The sequence below is a fragment of the Nocardioides nanhaiensis genome (assembly GCF_039542785.1).
In the GTDB taxonomy this organism is placed as follows: Bacteria; Actinomycetota; Actinomycetes; order Propionibacteriales; family Nocardioidaceae; genus Nocardioides; species Nocardioides nanhaiensis.
On the sequence record NZ_BAABIM010000001.1, the window covers coordinates 1206125 to 1227471 of the forward strand.

At 71.2% G+C, this 21347-nt stretch carries 18 protein-coding genes; 15 read left to right on the top strand and 3 right to left on the bottom strand.

Annotation, left to right across the window (positions count from 1 at the left end; genetic code table 11):
* Positions 1-37 precede the first annotated feature (37 nt).
* The 7 genes from ABD948_RS05785 to ABD948_RS05815 all read left to right on the top strand — a co-directional run bounded on the left by ABD948_RS05785 (position 38) and on the right by ABD948_RS05815 (position 6728).
* Positions 38-1213 (top strand): acyl-CoA dehydrogenase family protein, encoded by a 1176-nt coding sequence (locus ABD948_RS05785; RefSeq protein WP_345263563.1) that lies wholly within the window; start codon positions 38-40, stop codon positions 1211-1213.
* Positions 1214-1434: 221 nt separating this feature from the next.
* Positions 1435-2223 carry a hypothetical protein gene (locus tag ABD948_RS05790; RefSeq protein WP_345263565.1) on the top strand — a complete coding sequence of 263 codons (789 nt, stop codon included), beginning with the start codon at positions 1435-1437 and terminating at the stop codon, positions 2221-2223.
* Complete coding sequence (locus tag ABD948_RS05795; protein WP_345263567.1) at positions 2190-2426, top strand: hypothetical protein; 237 nt, start codon at positions 2190-2192, stop codon at positions 2424-2426. Before ABD948_RS05790 ends, ABD948_RS05795 begins: the two co-directional genes overlap by 34 nt.
* A 16-nt stretch (positions 2427-2442) precedes the next feature.
* The gene (locus ABD948_RS05800) at positions 2443-2622 is read left to right on the top strand and encodes a hypothetical protein (protein ID WP_345263569.1); all 180 of its coding nucleotides are present in this window, start codon (positions 2443-2445) and stop codon (positions 2620-2622) included.
* A gap of 493 nt (positions 2623-3115) precedes the next feature.
* Positions 3116-4543, top strand: a complete 1428-nt coding sequence (locus ABD948_RS05805) for a hemolysin family protein (RefSeq protein WP_345263571.1) — start codon at positions 3116-3118, stop codon at positions 4541-4543.
* The gene (locus tag ABD948_RS05810) at positions 4540-5580 is read left to right on the top strand and encodes a hemolysin family protein (protein ID WP_345263573.1); all 1041 of its coding nucleotides are present in this window, start codon (positions 4540-4542) and stop codon (positions 5578-5580) included. The genes ABD948_RS05805 and ABD948_RS05810 overlap by 4 nt, the downstream gene beginning before the upstream one ends.
* Before the next feature lie 320 nt (positions 5581-5900).
* Complete coding sequence (locus ABD948_RS05815; RefSeq protein ID WP_345263575.1) at positions 5901-6728, top strand: sigma-70 family RNA polymerase sigma factor; 828 nt, start codon at positions 5901-5903, stop codon at positions 6726-6728.
* A gap of 45 nt (positions 6729-6773) precedes the next feature.
* Here ABD948_RS05815 and ABD948_RS05820 read toward each other — a convergent pair whose 3' ends face one another.
* Both ABD948_RS05820 and ABD948_RS05825 read right to left on the bottom strand, forming a co-directional pair.
* Positions 6774-7649 carry a crotonase/enoyl-CoA hydratase family protein gene (locus ABD948_RS05820; RefSeq protein ID WP_345263577.1) on the bottom strand — a complete coding sequence of 292 codons (876 nt, stop codon included), beginning with the start codon at positions 7647-7649 and terminating at the stop codon, positions 6774-6776.
* A 22-nt stretch (positions 7650-7671) separates the two neighbouring features.
* Positions 7672-8961, bottom strand: a complete 1290-nt coding sequence (locus tag ABD948_RS05825; RefSeq protein ID WP_345263579.1) for an LCP family protein — start codon at positions 8959-8961, stop codon at positions 7672-7674.
* A 148-nt stretch (positions 8962-9109) separates the two neighbouring features.
* On the opposite strand from ABD948_RS05825, the gene ABD948_RS05830 reads away from it, so the two are divergent.
* Positions 9110-10531, top strand: coding sequence for an LCP family protein (locus ABD948_RS05830; RefSeq protein WP_345263581.1), 1422 nt, complete (start codon positions 9110-9112; stop codon positions 10529-10531).
* Positions 10532-10730: 199 nt separating this feature from the next.
* Here the strand turns inward: ABD948_RS05830 and ABD948_RS05835 are convergent, their stop codons facing one another.
* Positions 10731-11546: an inositol monophosphatase family protein gene (locus ABD948_RS05835; protein WP_345263583.1), complete on the bottom strand. Its 816-nt coding sequence runs from the start codon at positions 11544-11546 to the stop codon at positions 10731-10733.
* A 73-nt stretch (positions 11547-11619) separates the two neighbouring features.
* Here ABD948_RS05835 and ABD948_RS05840 point away from each other — a divergent pair, with 73 nt between their 5' ends.
* From ABD948_RS05840 to ABD948_RS05870, 7 genes are all read left to right on the top strand, one after another.
* Positions 11620-12534 (top strand): glycosyltransferase, encoded by a 915-nt coding sequence (locus tag ABD948_RS05840; RefSeq protein WP_345263585.1) that lies wholly within the window; start codon positions 11620-11622, stop codon positions 12532-12534.
* Positions 12535-12569: 35 nt separating this feature from the next.
* The gene (locus tag ABD948_RS05845; protein ID WP_345263587.1) at positions 12570-13457 is read left to right on the top strand and encodes a glycosyltransferase family 2 protein; all 888 of its coding nucleotides are present in this window, start codon (positions 12570-12572) and stop codon (positions 13455-13457) included.
* Positions 13458-14645, top strand: coding sequence for a UDP-galactopyranose mutase (glf, locus tag ABD948_RS05850; RefSeq protein ID WP_345264475.1), 1188 nt, complete (start codon positions 13458-13460; stop codon positions 14643-14645).
* Entirely contained in the window at positions 14642-16729 is a 2088-nt protein-coding gene (locus tag ABD948_RS05855; RefSeq protein ID WP_345263589.1) for a glycosyltransferase, read from the top strand. The genes glf and ABD948_RS05855 overlap by 4 nt, the downstream gene beginning before the upstream one ends.
* Positions 16722-17624, top strand: a complete 903-nt coding sequence (locus ABD948_RS05860) for an ABC transporter permease (RefSeq protein ID WP_345263591.1) — start codon at positions 16722-16724, stop codon at positions 17622-17624. Before ABD948_RS05855 ends, ABD948_RS05860 begins: the two co-directional genes overlap by 8 nt.
* On the top strand, positions 17621-18439 hold the full coding sequence (locus tag ABD948_RS05865) for an ABC transporter ATP-binding protein (protein ID WP_345263593.1): 819 nt from the start codon (positions 17621-17623) through the stop codon (positions 18437-18439). Before ABD948_RS05860 ends, ABD948_RS05865 begins: the two co-directional genes overlap by 4 nt.
* A gap of 676 nt (positions 18440-19115) precedes the next feature.
* On the top strand, positions 19116-21302 hold the full coding sequence (locus tag ABD948_RS05870; RefSeq protein ID WP_345263595.1) for an N-acetylmuramoyl-L-alanine amidase: 2187 nt from the start codon (positions 19116-19118) through the stop codon (positions 21300-21302).
* The last annotated feature ends 45 nt before the right edge of the window (positions 21303-21347 follow it).

The following is a 21347-nucleotide window of genomic DNA, read 5'->3' on the forward strand; positions in this document are numbered from 1 at the left end:
GGGAGGGATCTAGTCCCGAACCCCAGCGAGGTGCCCCATGTCCGGCAACGCAGCCTTCGACGTCTACCAGCTCAGCGAGGAGCACCGTGCGATCCGCGGCGCCGTCCGCGAGCTCTGCGAGGCCAAGGTGGCGCCGTTCGCGGCCGACGTCGACGAGCAGGCGCGCTACCCGCAGGAGGCGGCGGCAGCGCTGCTCGCGGCCGACTTCCACGCCCCGCACGTGCCCGAGGAGTACGGCGGTGCCGGTGCGGACGCGCTGGCCACCTGCCTGGTGATCGAGGAGATCGCCCGCGTGTGCACCTCCTCCTCGCTCATCCCCGCGGTCAACAAGCTGGGCTCCCTGCCGGTGATGATCGGCGGCAGCGAGGAGCTGAAGAAGAACTACCTCAGCCGCCTCGCCGCGGGCGAGGGGTTCTCCTACTGCCTCTCCGAGCCCGACGCCGGCTCGGACGCGGCGGCGATGAAGACCCGCGCCGTGCGCGACGGAGACCACTGGGTGCTCGACGGCGTGAAGCGGTGGATCACGAACGCGGGGGAGTCGCAGTTCTACACCGTGCTCGCCGTCACCGACCCCGAGAAGCGCAGCCGCGGCATCACCGCGTTCGTCGTCGAGAAGGACGACGCCGGCGTCAGCTTCGGCGCCCCGGAGAAGAAGCTCGGCATCAAGGGCTCACCCACCCGCGAGGTGTACCTCGACAACGTGCGGATCCCCGAGGACCGGATGATCGGCGCCGAGGGCGAGGGCTTCGAGATCGCCATGCGCACCCTGGACCACACCCGCGTCACCATCGCCGCGCAGGCCGTCGGCATCGCGCAGGGTGCCCTGGACTACGCCCTTGAGTACGCCCAGGAGCGCCAGCAGTTCGGCAAGCCGATCAGCGACTTCCAGGGTCTGCAGTTCATGCTCGCCGACATGGGCATGAAGGTGGAGGCCGCCCGGCAGATGACCTACGCCGCCGCCGCTCGCTCCGAGCGTGGCGACGGCGACCTCACCTTCTTCGGCGCCGCTGCCAAGTGCTTCGCCTCCGACGTCGCCATGCAGGTCACCGTCGACGCCGTGCAGGTGCTCGGTGGCTACGGCTTCACCCGCGACTACCCGGTCGAGCGGATGATGCGCGACGCCAAGATCACCCAGATCTACGAGGGCACCAACCAGGTGCAGCGGATCGTGATGGCCCGCCAGCTCCTGGCGGGGGTTCAGTCAGAGCTCTGACTGACGAGCCTCCGTGTCGTGGTTCCGAACTTGGGGCGGTTGTGCCGCGGGCGTGGTGCAGTGCAGTGGCTTCGACGCGGCGGGAATCGTCATTCCCGGGGACTGACCGGCGCCGCTGGAGTGGCGCCTGTGTGACACACCGACCGAACCGTCCGGCCCGACCCTCCGACGCATCGAACACCAGGGCGCTCAAGCTGCCCGCGGTCCCGCAGCGGTGACGCGTGCGAAACGGCACGGCCGGCCGGTTCTCTTCGGTCCTCGCGGTGCTGTCGCCGGTGGATGGCACGATCTGGTCCATGACCTCGACGGACCGTGTGGAGCCGAAGGAACGGCATCCGTTCTGGATGGTCGTGTTCTGGTTGCGGCGCCTGGCTATCGGCTTGCTGCTGGTCTGGGGCGTGGGCGTGGTGCTGTTCGGCGACTCGCTGACTGTGTGCGGAGAGCAGCTGGCGGATGCCGGCGAGGCAGTCGAGGTGTGTGAGGCCCTCACGCTGATGGATCCGCCGGTCTTGCTCTTCCTACTGATTTTGCTTGTGCTCCTGCTCCCGGAGGCGGCCGAGGTGGAGGTTGCCGGACTGTTCCGCATCAAGCGCCAGCTTGAGGAGGCGGAGCAGGACGTCGCTGGACTGCGGCAGTCGGTGTCGGCTCTCCAGTCGCAGGTCGCGTCTGCGGCGGCGACATCGCGCTCTTCGGCTCACAACACGACAACGGTCATCGTCGACCGAGCGGCAGAGACGGGTGGTGTCGCTGCCGGGGAGGCGCCGAGTGTGGACGAGTCCGGCGATGTCGGCGTCGGCCCCGCCGCGGTGTTGGCGTTCAAGGCCGCGTTCGAGGGTCTGACGACCTTGTTGCCTGCGTCCTTCCCGACAGCCGAGTTGGTCGGCTTCACGCTGCAGTCCGACGGCGCTCCGGTCGCGTCCTCGAGGACGCCGTCGTCGAACGGGCGGCGGACCTCGCAGACCGCTCAGGTTCTCGGATGGCTATTGACGTCGCCGACGGCTTCGGACTGATGAGCGCGGCAGCCAAGGATGACGACGGCACCCAAGTGGGCATCTTGGTCATGGTCATCGCGCAAGAACCGAGTGAGCCGGCATCGCAGGTGCTGAACAGGTTGGGCGCTCACGTCGCGGTGCTTGCGAGCGTGTACGCCCGCCTGTTGGTTGACCTCTTGGGGGAGACTGGCCTGGCAGCTTCTGGCGTAGAGACCGCGTAGGGGGGACACTGAACATATGACCACCACCGTGCCCGTGAACGCTGAGGCGACTCGCGAAGCCGTCGCGGAGATGCTGGCTGATGAGAGCCGGGTGAAGATCCGGCCGACGAGCGGTCAGAAACGTGCTCTGACGCGATCTCGGTACGTCGCGTCCTCCGGCAAAGTCGCGGGTGGTCGGGTACGCAAGACCGGCTGACCTGCTACTGGACCGTCTGTCAGTCCGCGTCGAGCTGGCTTCGATCTCCTCCTGAGCACTTGATGTCGGTGCTGGGCGTTGCTGTGAGCCGCGTTACCAGATCAAGGCATCGGTCGACAGTCGGGCGACCGTCAAGCCGCCTCAACACGGTCATGGAGAAAGTGCGGCTCAGCGTGGGAGGGCGCGTGCTGGGCCAAGATCACACAGACCCACGAGGGCACCAACCAGGTGCAGCGGATCGTGATGGCGCGGCAGCTGCTGCAGGGTGTGCAGAGCCGGGTGTCGTAGGCCACCGCGGCGCGGAGTGGGCGGACGGTTGAACGGTCTGGGACGATGGACGTCGCGTCCTCGGACGCGCCGCGGCCGGACCGGCTGCGGCACCACACCTGACTGAGACCGGAAGGCCCCAGCCACACATGGACTGCGACAGTAGCCCGCCCCTCCCGCGCTCGATCCGCACCCGGATCGCCGACACCGGGAGGGGCCGCTCCTGATGTGGGTGTTCACCCTCCTCCTCGGCCTGCTCGTCGTGCTGGCGATCACCGCCGCCACCGGCTACTTCGTGGCCCAGGAGTTCTCCTACATGGCCGTGGACCGCTCGCGCCTCAAGGCGCGTGCGGCCGCCGGCGACAAGGCCGCCGGCCGGGCGCTGGACATCACGGGGCGCACGTCGTTCATGCTCTCCGGCGCCCAGCTGGGCATCACGGTCACGGCGCTCCTCGTGGGGTACGTGGCCGAGCCGCTGATCGGTGAGTCCCTGGGCGAGGCGCTCGGCGGCGTCGGCGTGCCCGTGGGCGTCGGCATCGCCGTGGGCACCGTGGCAGCGCTGTTGGTCTCCACGTTGCTGCAGATGCTCTTCGGCGAGCTGTTCCCCAAGAACCTGGCCATCGCGCGCCCCGATCCGGTGGCGCTGCGCCTGGCCAGCTCGACCAAGCTCTACCTGCGCGTCTTCGGGCCCATCATCACCGTGTTCGACCACGCCTCGAACCTGCTGCTCAAGGCGTTGCGCATCGAGCCGGTGCACGACGTCGAGCACGCCGCCACGGCGCGCGACCTCGAGCACATCGTGGCCGACTCCAGGGCCAGCGGTGACCTGCCGGCCGATCTGTCGGTGCTCATCGACCGCGTGCTCGACTTCCCCGAGCAGGACGTGGAGCACGCGATGATCCCGCGCGGCCGCGTCGACGTGCTGCCGGCCACCACGACGATCGCCGAGGCGTGGCAGGAGATGGCCAGCGGCCACTCCCGCTACCCGGTGCTCGACGACGAGGGCGAGGTGGTCGGCGTCCTGCAGCTGCAGGACGTGCTGATCGCCGGTGCCTCGCAGCAACCCGTGACCACCCTCATGCGAGAGCCGCTGCTCCTGCCCGAGGTGATGACGCTGCCCGACGCCCTGGCGGCGCTGGCACGCACGCGCAACCAGCTCGCCTGCGTGCTCGACGAGTACGGTGGCTTCGCGGGGGTCCTCACCGTGGAGGACCTGGCCGAGGAGCTCGTGGGAGAGATCGCCGACGAGCACGACGAGGCCGAGACCGGTGTGCGGCCCGCCGGCGAGGAGGGCGTCTGGGAGATCACCGGTGACCTGCACCTCGACGAGGTGGAGCGACTGCTGGCGCGGCGCCTGCCCCGCGGTGACTACGAGACGCTCGCGGGGCTGGTGATCGCCGAGGTCGGCGAGCTGCCGCCCGCAGGCACCGAGGTGGTGCTCGAGCTCGAGCTGGACCCGACCGCCGAGGACGACGACGAGCCCGAGCGCGTCGTCGTGCAGGTGCTCGAGGTGGACCGCCACGTGCCCTCGCTGCTGCGACTGACGGTGAGCGACCCGCCTGACGACGAGCAGGCCCCGGCCCGCGAGGAGCAGCCGGCCGCGGAGCACCGCTCCGCCCCCACCGCGATGAGCACGGAAGGCAGCCCGTCATGAGCAACCCCCTGGTCGTCGTGGCCGTCTCCGTGGCGCTCATCGCCCTCAGCGCCTTCTTCGTGGCCGCCGAGTTCGCGCTCCTGGCCGCCAAGCGGCACCGGCTCTCCGACGCCGCGCAGAACAGCCGCTCCGCCCGCGCCGCCCTGCGCAGCGCCGACGAGCTGACCGTGCTGCTGGCTGGGTCCCAGCTGGGCATCACCGCCTGCGCCCTGGCGCTGGGCGCCATCACCAAGCCGGCCGTCAAGTACGCCCTGGAGCCGCTGATCGCGGACCTGGGCGCGGCCGCCTGGGTGGCCAGCGCCGTCGCGTTCACCCTGGCGCTCATCGTGGTGACCTTCCTGCACCTGGTGGTGGGGGAGATGGCGCCCAAGTCGTGGGCCATCGCCCACCCCGAGACCGCGGCCACGGTGCTGGCGCTGCCCATGCGCGGCTTCATGTGGGTCTTCCGTCCGCTGCTGGTCGCGCTCAACGAGGCGGCGAACTGGTGCCTGCGCCGGGTCGGCGTCGAGCCGCAGGACAGCGTGGCGACCGGTCAGACACCGGCCGACCTGCGCCAGCTGGTCGAGCACTCGGCCGACGCCGGGACGCTCGACGCACGGTCCTCCGAGCAGATCACCGAGGCGCTGAACCTCGCCGACTTGACCCTGGGCGACCTGGCGCGCTGGGACGCCTCGGTGACCGCGGCCCCTCTCGGCGCGAGCGTCGAGGAGGTGCGCGAGCTCGGTCGCACCTCGGGGCACCTGCGCATCCTGCTGCGCGAGGACGACGCGCCGGGTCGTGCGCCCGGCGGCCTGCGCTCCGTCGTCCACGTGCGCGACACGCTCGCCCTCTCGCCGGACGCACCGGCGCGCGACGTCGCCAGGCCGGTCTTCCACCTGGAGGCGACGACCCCGGTCTACGCCGCGCTCACCACCATGCGCGAGGAGCGGCAGCACCTGGTCCTGGTCACCGAGTCCGGCGAGGGGGGCCGGGTCATGGTGCTCACGATGGAGGACGTCATGCGCCGCCTGTTCCCGACCCCCGCCGGCGCCGCCTGAGCCGAACGCGGCGCGGGCAGGGCCAAGGCGCCACGCCGCTGGTCTGGACCGGTGGGGAAGTTTTTCGGCCTCCGCGCGCATAGCGGCAGGGGGGCCGGGTACGGCGCAGTCAAGGCCGGGGTCGCCGAATTCCCCCCACTTCGGCGGCCGCCGGCCTTCATGCTGCCCGGACGCGGTGCGCTACCCACCCGACGTCGGGCCATTCCCGCCAGAGCACTGATCTCTCCTGGCGCCGTTGCTTCTTGTGGGGCGCACGGGACGCGTGCGACGATCGAGACTGCCGCGCCAGGGGGTGCGCAGTCCGTGGGGGAGAAGTGCCGATGAGTGGAGCCGAGGAGTCGACGGCCGCCCGGGCGCGCCCGCGCCGCGCGCCGCATCCCGCGGGTGCCCCGCTCTCCGAGACGCGTCGTCGCATGGAGACCGCGCGCCTGCTCTCGCGGGCCCGGGCCAGCCGCGGTGAGGCTCGCCGGCGCTACGAGGACGAGGTGATCGCCCTCAACATGCGGGTGGCCCACGAGGTGGCCCGGCGCTACCACGGCCGCGGCATCGCCGGTGAGGACGTCGACCAGGTGGCGATGCTCGGGCTGGTCAAGGCCGTGCGCGGGTTCGACCCCGCCCAGGGCGAGGACTTCCTCAGCTATGCCGTCCCGACCGTGCGCGGCGAGATCCAGCGCTACTTCCGTGACGCCGGCTGGGCCGTGCGCCCGCCGCGCTCGGTGCAGGAGGTCCAGTCGCGCATCACCAGCGCGGAGGCCGAGCTCTACCAGCGGCTGGGTCGCGCCCCGCAGCCGGCCGAGATCGCCCGCTACCTCGAGGTGGCGGAGTCGTTGGTGCGCGACGCGCAGTCGGCCACCGGCTGCTTCACCCCCGCCTCGCTCGACGCCTGGCAGGCCGAGGCGGCCCCGGAGGACGCACCGGCCAACCGGCTCGGGGGGCTCGACCCCGCGTTCGCCACCACCGAGGCGCGGCTGGCGCTGCGCCCGCTGATGCAGGCGCTGCCGGAGCGCGACCGCCGCATCATCGAGCTGCGCTTCTTCGCCGGGCGCACCCAGGCGCAGATCGGCGACGAGGTCGGCGTCAGCCAGGAGCAGGTATCGCGACTGCTCACCGGCATCCTCAAGCGGCTGCGCGAGAGCCTCGCCGCCTGACACCCCCTGCCCGCAGCCCGCAGGGGCAGCGGGGCCGAGGTGTCGTCAGAAGATCTCGGGCAGCTGCGAGGCGCGGCCGGTGAAGCGCGGGCTGCGCTTCTCGCGGAAGGCGGCGACGCCCTCCTTGCCGTCGGCGATCGAGGTGTAGAACATCGCCAGCGAGTCCGAGAGGTGCGCCTCGAGCGGGTCGCCGGCGGCGCCGTTGCGGTACAGCAGCTGCTTGGCCAGGCCGAGCGCCACCGGGGAGCGGTCGCGCACGAAGGAGCGCACCAGCTCGTAGGTGGCCGGCAGCAGGTCCTCGGGCTCGTGCACCGAGCGCACCAGCCGGCCGGCGTGCGCCTGCTCGGCGGTCAGGATGTCGGCGGAGTAGACCCACTCCAGCGCCTGCTGGATGCCCACGATGCGCGGCAGGAACCAGCTTGAGCACGCCTCCGGCACGATGCCGAGGCGGCCGAAGACGAAGCCGATGCGTGCCTTGGTGGAGGCCAGACGCAGGTCCATCGCCAGCGTCATCGTGGCACCGATGCCGACCGCGGGTCCGTTGATGGCGGCCACCACCGGCTTGGGCAGCGCGTGGATCGCCAGCGTCACCTTGCCGCCGGTGTCGCGCAGGCCCTCGTGGAAGGGGGCCTCCTCCAGGTGCTCGCGCAGCTGCGCGGGCGTGGGCTCCAGGGACTCGTCGAGACCGAAGACGTTGCCCTCCGCCGAGAGGTCCATGCCCGCGCAGAACGCGCGACCCTCGCCGGTCACGACGACAGCGCGCACGTCGTCGTCGCGGGCGTCGGTGAGGAACACCTGCTCCAGCTCGCGGGCCATCGTCACGTCGAAGGCGTTGAGCGCGTCGGGGCGGTGGAGGGTGAGGGTGGCGATGCCGTCCTCGTCGACGCTCCAGCGCAGGGTCTCGTACTCGGTGGTGCTCACAGGTGCTCGCTTGTCCTCGTGCTCATCGCGCGACGCCGCTGGGCGTGCACTGGTCTCGGGTGATGTCCTCGGTGCGGTCCTCGATGATGGCATCGAGCAACGGCTGGGCGCGGTCCATGTCCCACGTCTCGGCCGAGCTGCTGGTGACCGGCATCGTGCAGGTCCGGTTGTCGCCGCTGCCGGTGCGGGTCATGGCCAGCGCCCAGCGGCCGGCGTCGAGCATGTTGGTGCCGTCGCCGAAGCCGAAGAAGTCGGGCACGGAGGTGTTCAGGCGCCACCACCGCACGGGGTTGACCACGGTCCACGGCGAGAGCACCTTCGACCCGATGGCGCCCACCACCTCGCGCTGGCGACGCACCCGGTCCAGGTCGCCGAGCGCGGACTCGTAGCGCGAGCGGGAGTAGGCCAGCGCCGTCTCGCCGTCGACCTCCTGGCAGCCCTTGGAGATGCGCAGCCCGGCGCGCCGGTCGACCATGCGCTCGCGGGGGCAGACCTCGATGCCGCCCACCGCGTCGACGACGCCGGCCACGCCGCCCAGGCCGATCTCGACGTACTCGTCGACCCGCACGCCCGTGGACTGCTCGATCGTCTCCACGAGCAGCGGGGCGCCGCCGCGGGGGAACGCGCCATTGATCTTGGCCGAGCCGAAGCCGGGGATGTCGACCACCGAGTCGCGCGGGATGCTCAGCAGCACGCTCGGGCCGGAGCCCGTGTGCAGCAGCATGATGGTGTCGGTCAGGTTGGTCTCGGGGTTGCCGGTGCTGAAGCGGCGCCGCTCCTCCTCGCTCAGCGAGGCGCGGGAGTCGTTGCCGACCAGCAGGTAGGTGGTGCCGGGCTGCTCGGCCGGCCGGTCGCCCTCGGGCTCGAAGGCCACGGGGTCGTTGCTCTGCCAGGCGATGAACGGCGTGGCGATGGTGAAGACCAACCACACCACGAGCAGCGCGAGCACGGTGCGGACCCAGAACCGCGGCCGGCGCAGCCGGGCCGACCAGCCACCCTGGGTGCGCGGCGGCCGGGGCTCGCGCGGGGGCGGGACGGGCCGCGGAGTCGGAGCCGGAGCCGGCGCGGGCCGGGCGTCCCCCTGGTGCGGCTGGCGCGGCTGCGTGCGCATCACCTGGGTGGCCTGGTCGTCCGGCGATGCCCCCGCGTCCGCGGCGGGTCGCTCCTGGCGCCGGATGGCGCGCGTCGCGTTCGGGTCCTGCTCGGGGGAGGAGCCCTCGGGGCGTCCTCCGTAGAGCCACGTGAAGTCCGGCCCCTCGCCCTGCGGGCCGCCGGAGCCACCCGACCTGCCGCCTGGGGGAGTCTGAGCCATGACCACGACGCTACCGCGCCCGCGGACGGCGGGGGCTGCGCGGGCACCTCGACGTCGTCCGGCGTGGCGTGACGGTTGTGACGGGTGTGGCTGGTGATACTTGGCGCGCCACCCTGCTCCTTCCCCAGCAGAAAGGCGCACACTCCCCATGTCGCCCGTCTCCGAGCGCGCCGCCCGCGTGCGCTTCCGCCGTGCCCTCTCCCTGATGGCGATGACCCTCGTGGTGCCCGGATCCGCCCAGCTGGTGGCCGGCAACCGTCGGGTCGGGCAGGCGGCGCTGCGCACGTGGCTCGTCGCGCTCTCGCTCTTCCTGGTCACCCTGCTCGCGGTCGCGATCCGGCCCTCGCTGGGCCTGACCCTCGCCACCACCCCCTGGCTGCTGCTGGTGCTGCGCCTCGCGCTGATCGTCGGGGCCGTGGGGTGGGCCTACCTCTTCGTCGACGCCTGGCGCCTGGGCCAGCCGCTCTCGCTCGCAATGGCGCACCGCCGCGCCGTGGTCGGCGTCAACGGGCTGCTGTGCCTCAGCGTCGCCGGCACCCTGCTGTTCGGCGCCCACGTGCTGGCCGTGCAGCGCGACGTCATCGTCACCACCTTCGGCGCCAGCGCCGTCAGCGACTCCCACGGCGGCCGCTACAACGTGCTGCTCATGGGCGGCGACGCCGGTGCCGGCCGCTGGGGCCTGCGCCCGGACTCCCTCACCGTCGCCTCGGTGGACGCCGAGACCGGCCGCACCGTGCTGATCAGCCTCCCGCGCAACATGGCCAACTTCCCCTTCCGCGAGGGATCGGTCATGGCCGAGCAGTTCCCGCAGGGGTTCGACTGTGAGGGCTGCTACCTCAACGGCGTCTCGACCTGGGCCGGCGACAACACCGAGCTGTTCGCGAAGTCCGAGCACCCCGGGGTCGACGCCACGATCATGGCCGTCGAGGGCATCACCGGCCTGCGGATGAACTACTGGGCGATGGTCAACCTCGAGGGGTTCAAGAGCCTGGTCGACGCCGTCGGCGGCGTCACCCTCAACGTGCGGGACCGGATCCCGGTCGGCGGCCTCGGCTCCGACGTCTACGACTACATCGAGCCCGGCGTCCAGGAGCTCGACGGCTTCGAGACCCTCTGGTTCGCCCGCGCCCGCGAGGGCTCGGACGACTACTCGCGCATGGCGCGCCAGAAGTGCGTGATGAACGCGATGCTCGAGCAGGTCAGCCCCCAGACCGCCGTCACCAACTTCGAGGCCATCGCCCGTGCCTCGGCCGACATGGTCGCCACCAACCTGCCGGCCTCCGAGCTCGACACCTTCGCCCAGCTGGCCATGCGCGCTCGCGAGGAGCCGATGAGCACCGTCTCCCTGGTGCCTCCGCTCATCGACACCGCCGAGCCCGACATCGACCTCGTGCACAGCACCATCGAGCGCGCCATCGACGTCGCCGAGGGCGACGCCGAGCCGGCGGCGCCGAAGCGCAAGGCCAAGCGCACGGCGCCCGCGGCGGACACGATGACGGGTGGCTCGATCGGCTCGCTCAGCGAGGGCTACGCCGCCAACGAGTCGCAGGACCTCGACGCCGTCTGCTGATCGGGTGGTCGCTGTTTCCGTGGTGGGTGTCTTGTGGTGGGTGTGCCCGCGCCGGTAGCACGGCCGGTCTCCCCGTCAAGGACCTCACTGCGTTCGGCCGCTTCGCGGGCGGAGCGCAGCGGAGCTCCTTGACGGCGAGAGTCGGACGGCTACGAGGCGCGGCCCACACCCACCCGAAGACACCAACCCGGCGCGAACCTCAGCCCAGCGGGTGCTCGGCAGCGCGGGCGACCAGCTCGTCGTAGGTGGCGCGGTCGGCGGCGGCGACCAGGGCGGGGCCCTGCTCGGTGGGATCGAAGGGGCGGCCGTCGAGGCGCCCCACGTGGCCGCCGGCCTCGGTCAGCAGCAGGGAGCCGGGGGAGTGGTCCCAGGGATGGGCGTGGCCGTAGAGCAGGGCGTCGGCGTCGCCGGCCACCAGGTGGGGGTAGTCGACGCCGCAGCACACCCAGGTCAGCTCGAACGGGCGCAGGCCGGGAATGCCCTGGCCCAGCCAGCGACGTCGGCTCGTGGTCACCCGCCACGTGGCGGGGGCCCCGACGGGGGGCGTCGTCGCGAGCCGCTCACCGTTGCGGAAGGCCCCGGCGCCGTGCTCGGCCACGTAGGCGTCCTGGTGCTGGGGCTGCCAGATCCACGAGCGCGTCACGGCTCCGTCGCGCACCTCGGCCACCATGACGGCGTGGTCGGGGGAGCCGTGCACGAAGTTCTTGGTGCCGTCGACGGGGTCGACGGTGAAGGCGTGCCCGCCGGCCCCGGCCGCGCCCGCGGCCGCGAAGCGGGTCACCAGGGAGGCGTCCTGGGCGTAGGCCTCCTCGCCCAGGACGACGGCCTCGGGGTAGGCGGCCAGCAGGGCCCGGGTGATGAGCACCTCGGCCTCGTGGTCGGCCACCGTCACCAGGTCGCCGGGGTTCTTCTCGTGCACCTCGCCCTCGGCGAGGGAGCGGAACCGCGGGTCGATCACCTCGGCGGCCACCTCCTGCAGCAGGCGCAGCACGGCGTCGGTGTCCAGCTCGGTCACGTGGCCACGGTAGTGCCGCGCCGCCGCCCGGGCGGCATCGCCGACTCCCGCACGGCCCGTTAGCCTGACCGCCGTGCGGGTGACGGCGGTGGTGGTGACGTTCGACCGCCTCGACCTGCTCCGCGAGCTGTTGGCCCGGCTGGCCGAGGTGAGGCAGCTGGAGCCACGGCTGCACGAGGTGCTCGTCGTCGACAACGCCTCCGCCGACGGCACCGGTGCCTACCTGCAGACGCTCGACGACCCTCGCGTGCAGCACCGCACGCTGCCCACCAACACCGGGGGAGCAGGCGGCTTCCACACCGGCCTGGAGTGGGCCGTCGAGCGCGACGCCGACCTGGTGTGGCTGATGGACGACGACGGCCTGCCCGACCCCGGGTGCCTCGCCACGCTGCTCGAGCACGCCGGCGAGCTCGACTTCTGGGGTCCCGTGGTCGTCGACCGCGAGCGGCCGGAGCGGCTGGTCTTCCCGATCAGGCTGCCGGGGCGCACGCGGGTCGTGCACGACCTCCACGACGTGCGCGCCGCGGCGCGCGAGGGGCTGATCCGCGACGTCGTGATCCCCTTCAACGGGGTGCTGGTGACGCGTGACCTGGTGGCGAGCATCGGCCTGCCGCGCGAGGAGTTCTTCATCTGGGGCGACGACCACGAGTACCGGCTGCGCGCCGAGCGGGCCGGCGCGCGGATCGCCACCGTGGTCGGGGCCCGGGTGCTGCACCCCAGCGTGGGGCAGCTCGGCAGCCCGATGATGCTGGGGCGCACCACCTACAACCACAGCCCCAGCGAGCTCAAGCACTACTGCATGGCCCGCAACAACACCCTCAACCTGCGCGAGTACCGCGGCTGGCTGCACGTGCTGCTGTTCTGGGCCAAGACGGTGTGGTTCTACCTGTTCACCCACCCGCAGCCGGGGCGCGTGCTCACCAGCGCCCGGGCCGCGGTCGCCGGGCTGCGCGGGGACTTCACCGGCCACCGGCGGTACCTGCGGTGAGCGGGCAGCCGGCAGGGGCAGGGGCAGGGGAGACCGTGGCGGTCGCCGTCGTCACGTACAACCGCGCCGACCTGCTCGTCGGCATGCTCGCCGGGCTGGCCGCGCTGAAGCGCGCGCCCGAGGCCGTGATCGTCGTCGACAACGCCAGCACCGACCACACCGCGCAGGTGCTGGCCGCCAGCGACCTGCCCGGCCTGCAGGTGATCCGCACGGAGGAGAACCTCGGCGGGGCGGGCGGCTTCCACCTCGCGGTGGGCACCGCCTACCGGCAGGGCTTCGACCGGATCTGGCTGATGGACGACGACGTCGTGCCCGCGCCCGACTGCCTGGGCGTGCTGATGGCGCAGGACGAGGCGTGCCTGACCAGCGTCCGCGAGGACCGGCACGGCCGGCTGGTCGAGAAGGCCGCGATCCGCTTCGACCTGGCCAACCCGCTCGCTCTCAAGCCGAAGACCGCGATGGTCGAGACCACCTTCGGCACGCGCGAGGCGATGCCCGCCCGGGTGCAGGTGGAGAACGTGGCCTTCGAGGGGTTCCTGGTGCGCCGCGAGGTGATCGCCGCCGTCGGGCTGCCGGACCCGAGCTACTTCATCTTCTACGACGACGTCGACCTCGCGATCCGCGCCCGCCGCGCCGGCTACCGGATCTGGGCCGTGCGCGACGCCGTGCTCGTGCGGCAGCTGGACTTCGACCAGCAGCACGACCTCGCGGGGTGGAAGGGGTACTACATGTACCGCAACCTCTTCGCCGTGCACCTGCGCTACGGCGAGAACGTGCTCGTGCGCCTCAAGCCCTGGCTGCTCACCCTCGCGGTGGTGCTGGCGAGCCCGCTGCGCGGCGGGCGGGGTGAGGCGCGCAACGTGACCCGGGCCATGCGGGACGCGCGTCGGATGCGGAGCCTGCCCTCTTCGTCCGTAGACTGACTGATCGTGTCCACGCCAGATCTCGTCGTCGTCGGGTCCGGGTTCTTCGGGCTCACCATCGCCGAGCGCTGCGCCGAGGAGCTCGGGCTGCAGGTGCTCGTCCTCGAGCGGCGGTCGCACCTCGGTGGCAACGCCTACTCCGAGAAGGAGCCCACCACCGGGATCGAGGTGCACAAGTACGGCGCGCACCTGTTCCACACCTCCAACGAGCGGGTGTGGGAGTACGTCAACCGGTTCACCTCCTTCACCGACTACAAGCACCGGGTCTTCGGCAAGTACCAGGGGCAGGTGTACTCGCTGCCGATGAACCTGGGGCTGATCAACCAGTTCTTCGGGCGCTCGCACACCCCCGACGAGGCCCGCGCGCTGATCGCCGAGCAGTCCAGCGAGATCGCCACCGAGGACGCCACCAACCTCGAGGAGAAGGCGATCAGCCTGATCGGGCGCCCGCTCTACGAGGCGTTCATCAAGGGCTACACCGCCAAGCAGTGGCAGACCGACCCCACCAAGCTGAGCGCCGACATCATCACGCGGCTGCCGGTGCGCTACACCTTCGACAACCGCTGGTTCAACGACACCCACGAGGGGCTGCCGGTCGACGGCTACACCGCGTGGCTGACCCGGATGGCCGAGCACCCGAACATCGAGGTGCGGCTGGAGACCGAGTGGCGCGACGTCGCCGAGCAGTACCGCGGCAAGGTCCCGGTCGTCTACACCGGGCCGGTCGACGAGTACTTCGACAACTCCGAGGGCCGGCTGTCGTGGCGCACGGTCGACCTGGAGGCCAGCGTCGTCGACGTCGACGACTTCCAGGGCACCGGCGTCGTCAACGCCAACGACCAGGACGTGCCGCACACCCGGATCATCGAGTTCAAGCACTTCCACCCCGAGCGGGTGAAGACCCACCTGCCCGGCAAGACCGTGATCGTGCACGAGTACAGCCGCTTCGCGGAGGAGGGCGACGAGCCCTACTACCCGGTCAACACCGCCGAGGACCGCGCGATCCTGCTGCGCTACCGCGAGCTCGCCAAGGCCGAGCCCATGGTGCTCTTCGGCGGCCGGCTCGGCACCTACCAGTACCTCGACATGCACATGGCGATCGGATCGGCGCTCTCCATGGTCGACAACCGGCTCCGGCCCCACTTCGCCGAGGGAGCACCCCTGACCAGCGGAGGCGTCGCCGAATGACGAGCACCACCCAGCAGTCCACCGACCAGTCCAGCCAGTCCAGCGAGTCCGGCCAGTCCAGCGAGTCCGGCCAGTCCACCGTGCGGCGCCTGCTGCAGCGCCAGATCATGCCCCTGGACCGCGACTTCAGCGTCATGGCGCTCTACGTCGACCCCGAGGAGGCGCGCCTGGACGCCGACAAGTACGAGATCGGTGGCAACCGCGCGGCCAAGGACCTCAACAACGCCGCGATCCGGCAGTCCACCGCGCAGGGCAACGGCATCCACCCCGACCAGATCGAGTCGCGCACCGCGCTGCGCGTGCGCTCGGGCGAGAAGCTCTCCTTCGGCACCTACTTCAACGGCTTCCCGGCCAGCTACTGGCGGCGCTGGACCGTCGTCTCCGCGGTGACGCTGACCGTCACGGTGGAGGGCTCCGGCGCCACGCTCATCGTCTACAAGTCCATGGCCAACGGCCGCTCGCAGCGCGTGGAGTCCGCCTCCACCGGCACCGAGCCCGGCGCCACCTTCAGCTTCGACCTCTCGCTGGTGCCCTTCGTCGACGGCGGCTGGTACTGGTACGACGTCATCGCCGGCGACGACGACGTGGTGGTGGCCTCGGCCGAGTGGCACGCCGAGGTGCCGGCCGACCGCGCCGAGCTCGGCAGCGTCGACGTCGCCATCACGACGATGAACCGCCCCGACTACTGCGCCAAGCTGCTGACCCAGATCGGCGAGGACGCCGCTCTGGCGCCCTACCTCGACACCGTGATGGTCATGGAGCAGGGCACCCAGCCGGTCACCGGCTCCGAGCACTTCCCGCGGGCGCAGAGCGCACTGGGGGAGCGGCTGCGGGTCTTGGAGCAGGGCAACCTCGGCGGCTCGGGCGGCTACGCCCGCGGCCAGCTGGAGTCGGTGCGCAAGGGCACCGCGACCTACGCGCTGATGATGGACGACGACGTCGTCTGCGAGCCCGAGGGCATCATCCGCCAGGTCACCTTCGGCGACCTGGCCCGCCGTCCCACCATCGTCGGCGGCCACATGTTCAGCCTCTACTCCCGCTCGCGCCTGCACAGCTTCGGCGAGATCATCCAGCCGTGGCGCTTCTGGTGGCAGACGCCGCTCGACGGCTTCAGCGACTGGGACCTCGCCGCCCGCAACATCCGCTCCTCGCGCTGGCTGCACAAGCGCGTCGACGTCGACTTCAACGGCTGGTTCTCCTGCCTCATCCCGCGGGTGGTGCTGGAGGAGGTCGGCCTCTCGTTGCCGCTGTTCATCAAGTGGGACGACTCCGAGTTCGGGCTGCGCGCCAAGGCGGCCGGCTTCCCGACCGTGACCTTCCCGGGTGCCGCCGTCTGGCACGTCCCGTGGGGCGACAAGAACGACGCGCTGGACTGGCAAGCCTACTTCCACCAGCGCAACCGGTTCGTCGCCGCGCTCCTGCACTCCACCTACCCGCGTGGCGGGCGGATGGTCTTCGAGAGCCGCAACCACACCATCTCGCACCTGGTCTCGATGCAGTACTCCACCGTGGAGCTGCGCCTGCAGGCGATGGAGGACGTGCTGGCCGGCCCGCAGCACCTGCACGGTGTGCTCGCCACCAAGCTGGGCGAGGTCAACGCGTTCCGCAAGCAGTTCGCCGACGCCCAGCTGGAGAAGGACCGCGACGCCTTCCCGCCGGTGCGGCGCAACAAGCCGCCGCGCAAGGGTCGCGACATCGTCGAGATCCCCAGCCGCCTCTCGCAGCTGGTCACCGCCGGACTCGCCCCGATCCGCCACCTCAAGCCCGCGCGCCCGATGGCGCGGGAGTACCCCGAGGCCGAGATCCCTGCGATGGACGCCAAGTGGTACCGCCTGGCCAGCTACGACTCGGCCGTGGTCTCCATGAACGACGGCACCTCGGCGGCCTTCTACCAGCGCGACGCCGCCCGCTTCCGCGAGCTGCTGGGCCGCACGCTGGCGCTGCACGAGCGCTTCCGCCGCGAGTGGCCGCGCCTGGCGCAGGAGTACCGCGCGCAGCTGGACGAGATCACCTCGCCCGAGGCGTGGGAGCGCACGCTCGCACCCTGGCGGGAGACCACGGCAGGCACGACGGGCGATGACTGAGCCGACCAGGGCGACCACGGGGACCAGCTACCTGGTCGACGCCCCGCTGGCGCCGCCGTCGGCCACCCAGGGCCTGCTCGAGGTCTTCCGCCGCCGCTACCTGCTCAAGCTGCTGGTGCGCCGCGAGATCAACGCGCGCTACTCCGGGTCGTTCCTGGGGCTGATCTGGTCCTACATCAACCCGCTCTCGCAGCTGTTCATCTACATCGTCATCTTCGGCGTCCTGCTCGACCGCAACCGCACCGAGCAGTTCGCCGTCCACGTGTTCTGCGGCTTCATCGTGGTGCACTTCTTCACCGAGACCTTCAGTGCCGGCACCCGCTCGATGGTGCGTAACAAGGCGCTGATCCGGAAGATGGCGCTGCCCAAGGAGATGTTCCCGGTCGCGTCGATGCTGGTCTCGCTCTACCACGTGGCGCCGCAGCTGCTGATCCTGCTGATCACGGTCTTCGTGGTGGGCTGGTCGCCCACCGTGCTCGGGATGGCGGCCTTCCTGTTGGCGCTCGGCATCGTGATGCTCCTCGGCACCGCGCTGGCGCTGATGTTCAGCGTCGCCAACGTCTTCTTCCGCGACTTCGGCAGCGCGGTCAACATCCTCACCAACTTCGTGCGCTTCGGCGTCCCGATGATCTACCCCTACTCGCTGGTCTCCGAACGCTTCGGCTCCTTCGCCGAGTACTACCTGTGGAACCCGCTCTCGAACGCCGTGCTGCTCGTGCAGCGGGGGTTCTGGGTGCCCACCACCTCCGACCCCGCATCGACCGTGCGCACCGAGCTGCCCGACCACCTGTTCAGCCGCGGCTTCGTGATGCTGGGCATCTCGGCGCTCCTGCTCGTGGTGGCCCAGCTGGTGTTCCGGCGGTTCGAGGAGAAGATCCCGGAGCGACTGACATGAGCAGCACCGCAAAGGACTACCCGGCCTCGACCTCGATCGTGGTCGAGGACGTCTCCAAGACCTTCTCGCTGCGCTTCCACCGCACCTTCAAGCAGGTCACGGTCGCCAAGCTGCGCGGGCAGCGCACGCGCGAGGACTTCAACGCGGTCGACCACGTCTCCTTCACCGTGGAGCAGGGCGAGTCGATCGGCCTGATGGGGCTCAACGGCTCCGGCAAGTCGACGCTGCTGAAGCTGGTCAACGGCACGATGCGCCCCGACACGGGCCAGGTGCTCACCCGGGGCCGGATCGCCGGGCTGATCGCCACCGGCGCGGGCTTCCACCCCCAGCTGAGCGGACGCGACAACATCTACCTCAACGCCGCGGTCTTCGGCCTCACCGAGCAGGAGACCAAGGACCGGTTCGACGACATCGCGGGGTTCGCTGACATCGGCAAGCACCTCGACTCGCCCGTGGGCAACTATTCCTCCGGCATGGGCTCGCGACTGGGCTTCGCCATCGCCATCAACGTCGACTGCGACATCTTCCTGGCCGACGAGGTGCTCGCGGTGGGGGACCGGCCCTTCAAGCGCAAGTGCATGGAGAAGATGGAGGAGATCCGCGACAGCGGCCGCACCCTCTTCTACGTCAGCCACGCCGCCGCCTCGGTGCGCAAGATGTGCGACCGGGTGCTGGTGCTCGACGAGGGCCGGTTGGTCTTCGACGGCGACGTCGACGAGGGTCTCGCGTTCCTGAACGACGAGGACGACGCCGACCCCCGCAAGGTGCGCGCGGGCGAGGAGGAGCTGGACGAGGAGCTCGGCGCCGACGTCTGAGCTGACCCGTTGGGTCCTCGGGTTGGTGTCTTCGGGCCGGTGTGCCCCGCGCCGGTAGCACGGCCGGTCTCACCGTCAAGGACCTCACTGCGTTCGGCCGCTTCGCGGTGGCCTGCGGCCATCCGTTGACGGCGAGCCTCGTCGGCCGTGCTGATGGCCGGCACTGGGGCGGCGGCAGGCCGCCGCCCTCCAGGCGCGGGCCTTCGGCCCGCCCCTGTCCCAGGTGGTGAGACCGGGGCCGGACTTGTCGGCCAAAACCCTGACTTGTCGGCCAACGCGTTGGCCGACAAGCTCCACAACTGGCCGACAAGTGCCCGGCTGGTCCCGCATCCCGAGAGGAATCGCCTGCTCCGGGCCTGGTGCGGGGCCCGGAGGGGCCGCGCCCTGCGGGGCGGCGGCGGAGCCGCTGCCCCTACGTGGCGCGGGCCAACTCCCAACACAGGCACCACGGCGGCAGCACACCGGAGCAGCCAGCACGCAGCCATCGAGCCATCGACACGTCGACGCCCGAAAACCGCCCGAACGCCCTCGGAAAGTTGCAAAATCTGGGAGTCATCGGCGTGTCGACTGGAAATTACAACGTTGTAGTTACTCAGTTCCCCTTCCGTGACGGGTGTGACGGATGTGAAAGTTGAGCCTCGTGTGAACTTCCCCCGCACACAGGAGCAGCCTTTCCATGTCATTCCCGCCCGAACGCCGAGCCGCGCGCACGCCCGAGCGCCGCTCCCGCTTCGTCACCCTGTGCCAGCAGCTGCTGGCCCTCGGTCTCGTCATCGCCGCCCTCACCCCGGCCGCCCGGATCGTCTCCCTCGAGGTGGTGCCGCAGGGCCCCGCCGACGGGGGAGCGGGCGCTGCCGGACGCGGCACCGCCCAGGGTGAGTTCGCCGCCTACCTGGCGGCCAACCAGAAGCCCTCCCGCGTGCCCACCGCCCCGGTCGAGGCCAAGGTCACCGAGGTGTCGTTGACGACGCCGGCCGGCGTCAGCGCCCGTACCGGAGTCGTCGCCCGCACCCAGGCCACGCCCGAGGGCGGCAGCGCCATCACCAGCGCCCCCCAGGCGGTCACCGGGTACGGCGCCGTCGGCGTCTCCTGGGGGCACGGCCAGCAGCTCGCCGACGACGCCATCTCCGTGCAGGTGCGCCTGGACGAGGGCGCCGGCTGGTCGGACTGGATGCCGGTGGAGTACCACGCCGAGCACGGTCCCGACCCGGACAGCGCCGAGGGCCAGCAGGCCCGCGTCGGCACCGACGCCCTGCTCGTCGGCGAGGTCGACCAGGTGCAGGTCAAGATCGAGACCGACGGCGCCGCCCCCAGCGACATGAAGCTCGCCGTCATCGACCCCGGGGTCGAGGCGGCCACCGAGCTCGAGGCCCCGGCCATCGACACCGGCGCCGGTGACGCCCCGGTCACCGAGCTGCCCGCGGGCGCCCCGGCCGTGCCGTCCAACACCCAGGGCCTCGAGCCCGTCGAGCAGGACGCCCTGGAGCTGCAGCGGGCGGTCTACACGCCCAAGCCCACCATCTACTCCCGGGCCCAGTGGGGTGCCGACGAGCGGATGCGCAGCGCCAGCTCGCTGCGCTACTTCGAGATCCACGGCGGCTTCGTGCACCACACGGTCAACGCCAACAACTACACCCGCGCCCAGGTGCCCGGCATCCTGCGCAGCATCTACGCCTACCACACGCGCTCGCTGGGCTGGAGCGACGTCGGCTACAACTTCCTCGTCGACCGCTTCGGTCGCATCTGGGAGGGCCGCGCGGGCGGCGTGGACCGTCCGGTCGTCGGTGCGCACACGCTCGGCTACAACGACGACTCCTTCGCGATGTCGGCGATCGGCAACTTCGAGGTGGCTCGCCCCTCGGCGGCGATGATCCAGGCCTACGGTGCACTGTTCGCGTGGAAGCTCTCCATGCACGGCGTCAATGCCGCCTCCACCAAGCAGTTCATCACCTCGCGCAACTTCCAGGCGATCAGCGGCCACCGCGACGCCGGTTCCACGGCCTGTCCGGGCGTCTACCTCTACAACAAGATCCCCGAGATCCGTCGTCTCGCCGCCCAGGGCCAGAAGGGCTTCACGGGCCGGCAGCTGGAGTCGAACCTGGCCTCGGGCCCGCTGCCGGACCTCGTGGTGCGTCGGGCCTCCGACGGCAACGCGATGGTGCTGCCGCTGCAGAAGAAGAAGGACGGCGCCTTCAAGCTGGGCAAGGCGATCGACACCGGTCGCAGCGTGGCGATGGCCAACCGGGTCATGAACGCCGGCGACTGGGACCGCGACGGTCACAGCGACATCATGTTCCGCCACAAGGGCAACGGCGCGCTGTACCTCTACCGGGGCAACGGCAAGGGCGGCGTGATCGACGGTCCGCACCGGATCGCCCTCGGCTTCGGCACCGTCGGGCTGCTCGCCGCGGTCGGCGACGTCACCGGCGACGGGTGGCCCGACCTGATGGGCAAGCCCAAGGGCAGTGCCACCATGCGCATCTACCCCGGCGTCGGGCTCGGCGGCTTCCGTGCCAGCTACGTGGGCTACGGCAACGTGCAGGGCAACCGGCAGGTGCCGGTGGGCCTCTGGGACGGCGACGGCGCCCCCGACACGATGGTGCGCAAGGGAGCCGCGCTGACCCTCTACCGCGGCAACGGCCCGGGTGGACTCGTGGGCAGCCGTGCGATGCCGCTCAACGTCGGCGGCTTCGACTGGGTCGTGGGCGTCAGCGACGTCCGGCTCACCGGGCACCCCGACCTGGTGGTGCGCAACAAGACCGACAAGCGTCTCTACCTGGTGGAGGGGACCGCGACCAGCTTCGCGGCGCCCGTGCTGCTCGGGGGAGGCTCGGCCCTCGGGGCCTACGACATGGTGGGGTAGGGGCCCCACCCGCGATCCTGGCGGGGCCGGACCAAGGCTGGACCC

What these genes read in the sequence shown, in the direction of transcription:
- ABD948_RS05865 (WP_345263593.1), top strand. Translation starts at nt 17,621, where the DNA reads ATGAGCAGCACCGCAAAGGACTACCCGGCCTCGACCTCGATCGTGGTC.
- ABD948_RS05785 (WP_345263563.1), top strand. Translation starts at nt 38, where the DNA reads ATGTCCGGCAACGCAGCCTTCGACGTCTACCAGCTCAGCGAGGAGCAC.
- ABD948_RS05795 (WP_345263567.1), top strand. Translation starts at nt 2,190, where the DNA reads ATGGCTATTGACGTCGCCGACGGCTTCGGACTGATGAGCGCGGCAGCC.
- ABD948_RS05870 (WP_345263595.1), top strand. Translation starts at nt 19,116, where the DNA reads ATGTCATTCCCGCCCGAACGCCGAGCCGCGCGCACGCCCGAGCGCCGC.
- ABD948_RS05825 (WP_345263579.1), bottom strand. Translation starts at nt 8,961, where the DNA reads ATGGCTCAGACTCCCCCAGGCGGCAGGTCGGGTGGCTCCGGCGGCCCG.
- ABD948_RS05830 (WP_345263581.1), top strand. Translation starts at nt 9,110, where the DNA reads ATGTCGCCCGTCTCCGAGCGCGCCGCCCGCGTGCGCTTCCGCCGTGCC.
- ABD948_RS05805 (WP_345263571.1), top strand. Translation starts at nt 3,116, where the DNA reads ATGTGGGTGTTCACCCTCCTCCTCGGCCTGCTCGTCGTGCTGGCGATC.
- ABD948_RS05810 (WP_345263573.1), top strand. Translation starts at nt 4,540, where the DNA reads ATGAGCAACCCCCTGGTCGTCGTGGCCGTCTCCGTGGCGCTCATCGCC.
- ABD948_RS05855 (WP_345263589.1), top strand. Translation starts at nt 14,642, where the DNA reads ATGACGAGCACCACCCAGCAGTCCACCGACCAGTCCAGCCAGTCCAGC.
- ABD948_RS05815 (WP_345263575.1), top strand. Translation starts at nt 5,901, where the DNA reads ATGAGTGGAGCCGAGGAGTCGACGGCCGCCCGGGCGCGCCCGCGCCGC.
- ABD948_RS05800 (WP_345263569.1), top strand. Translation starts at nt 2,443, where the DNA reads ATGACCACCACCGTGCCCGTGAACGCTGAGGCGACTCGCGAAGCCGTC.
- ABD948_RS05860 (WP_345263591.1), top strand. Translation starts at nt 16,722, where the DNA reads ATGACTGAGCCGACCAGGGCGACCACGGGGACCAGCTACCTGGTCGAC.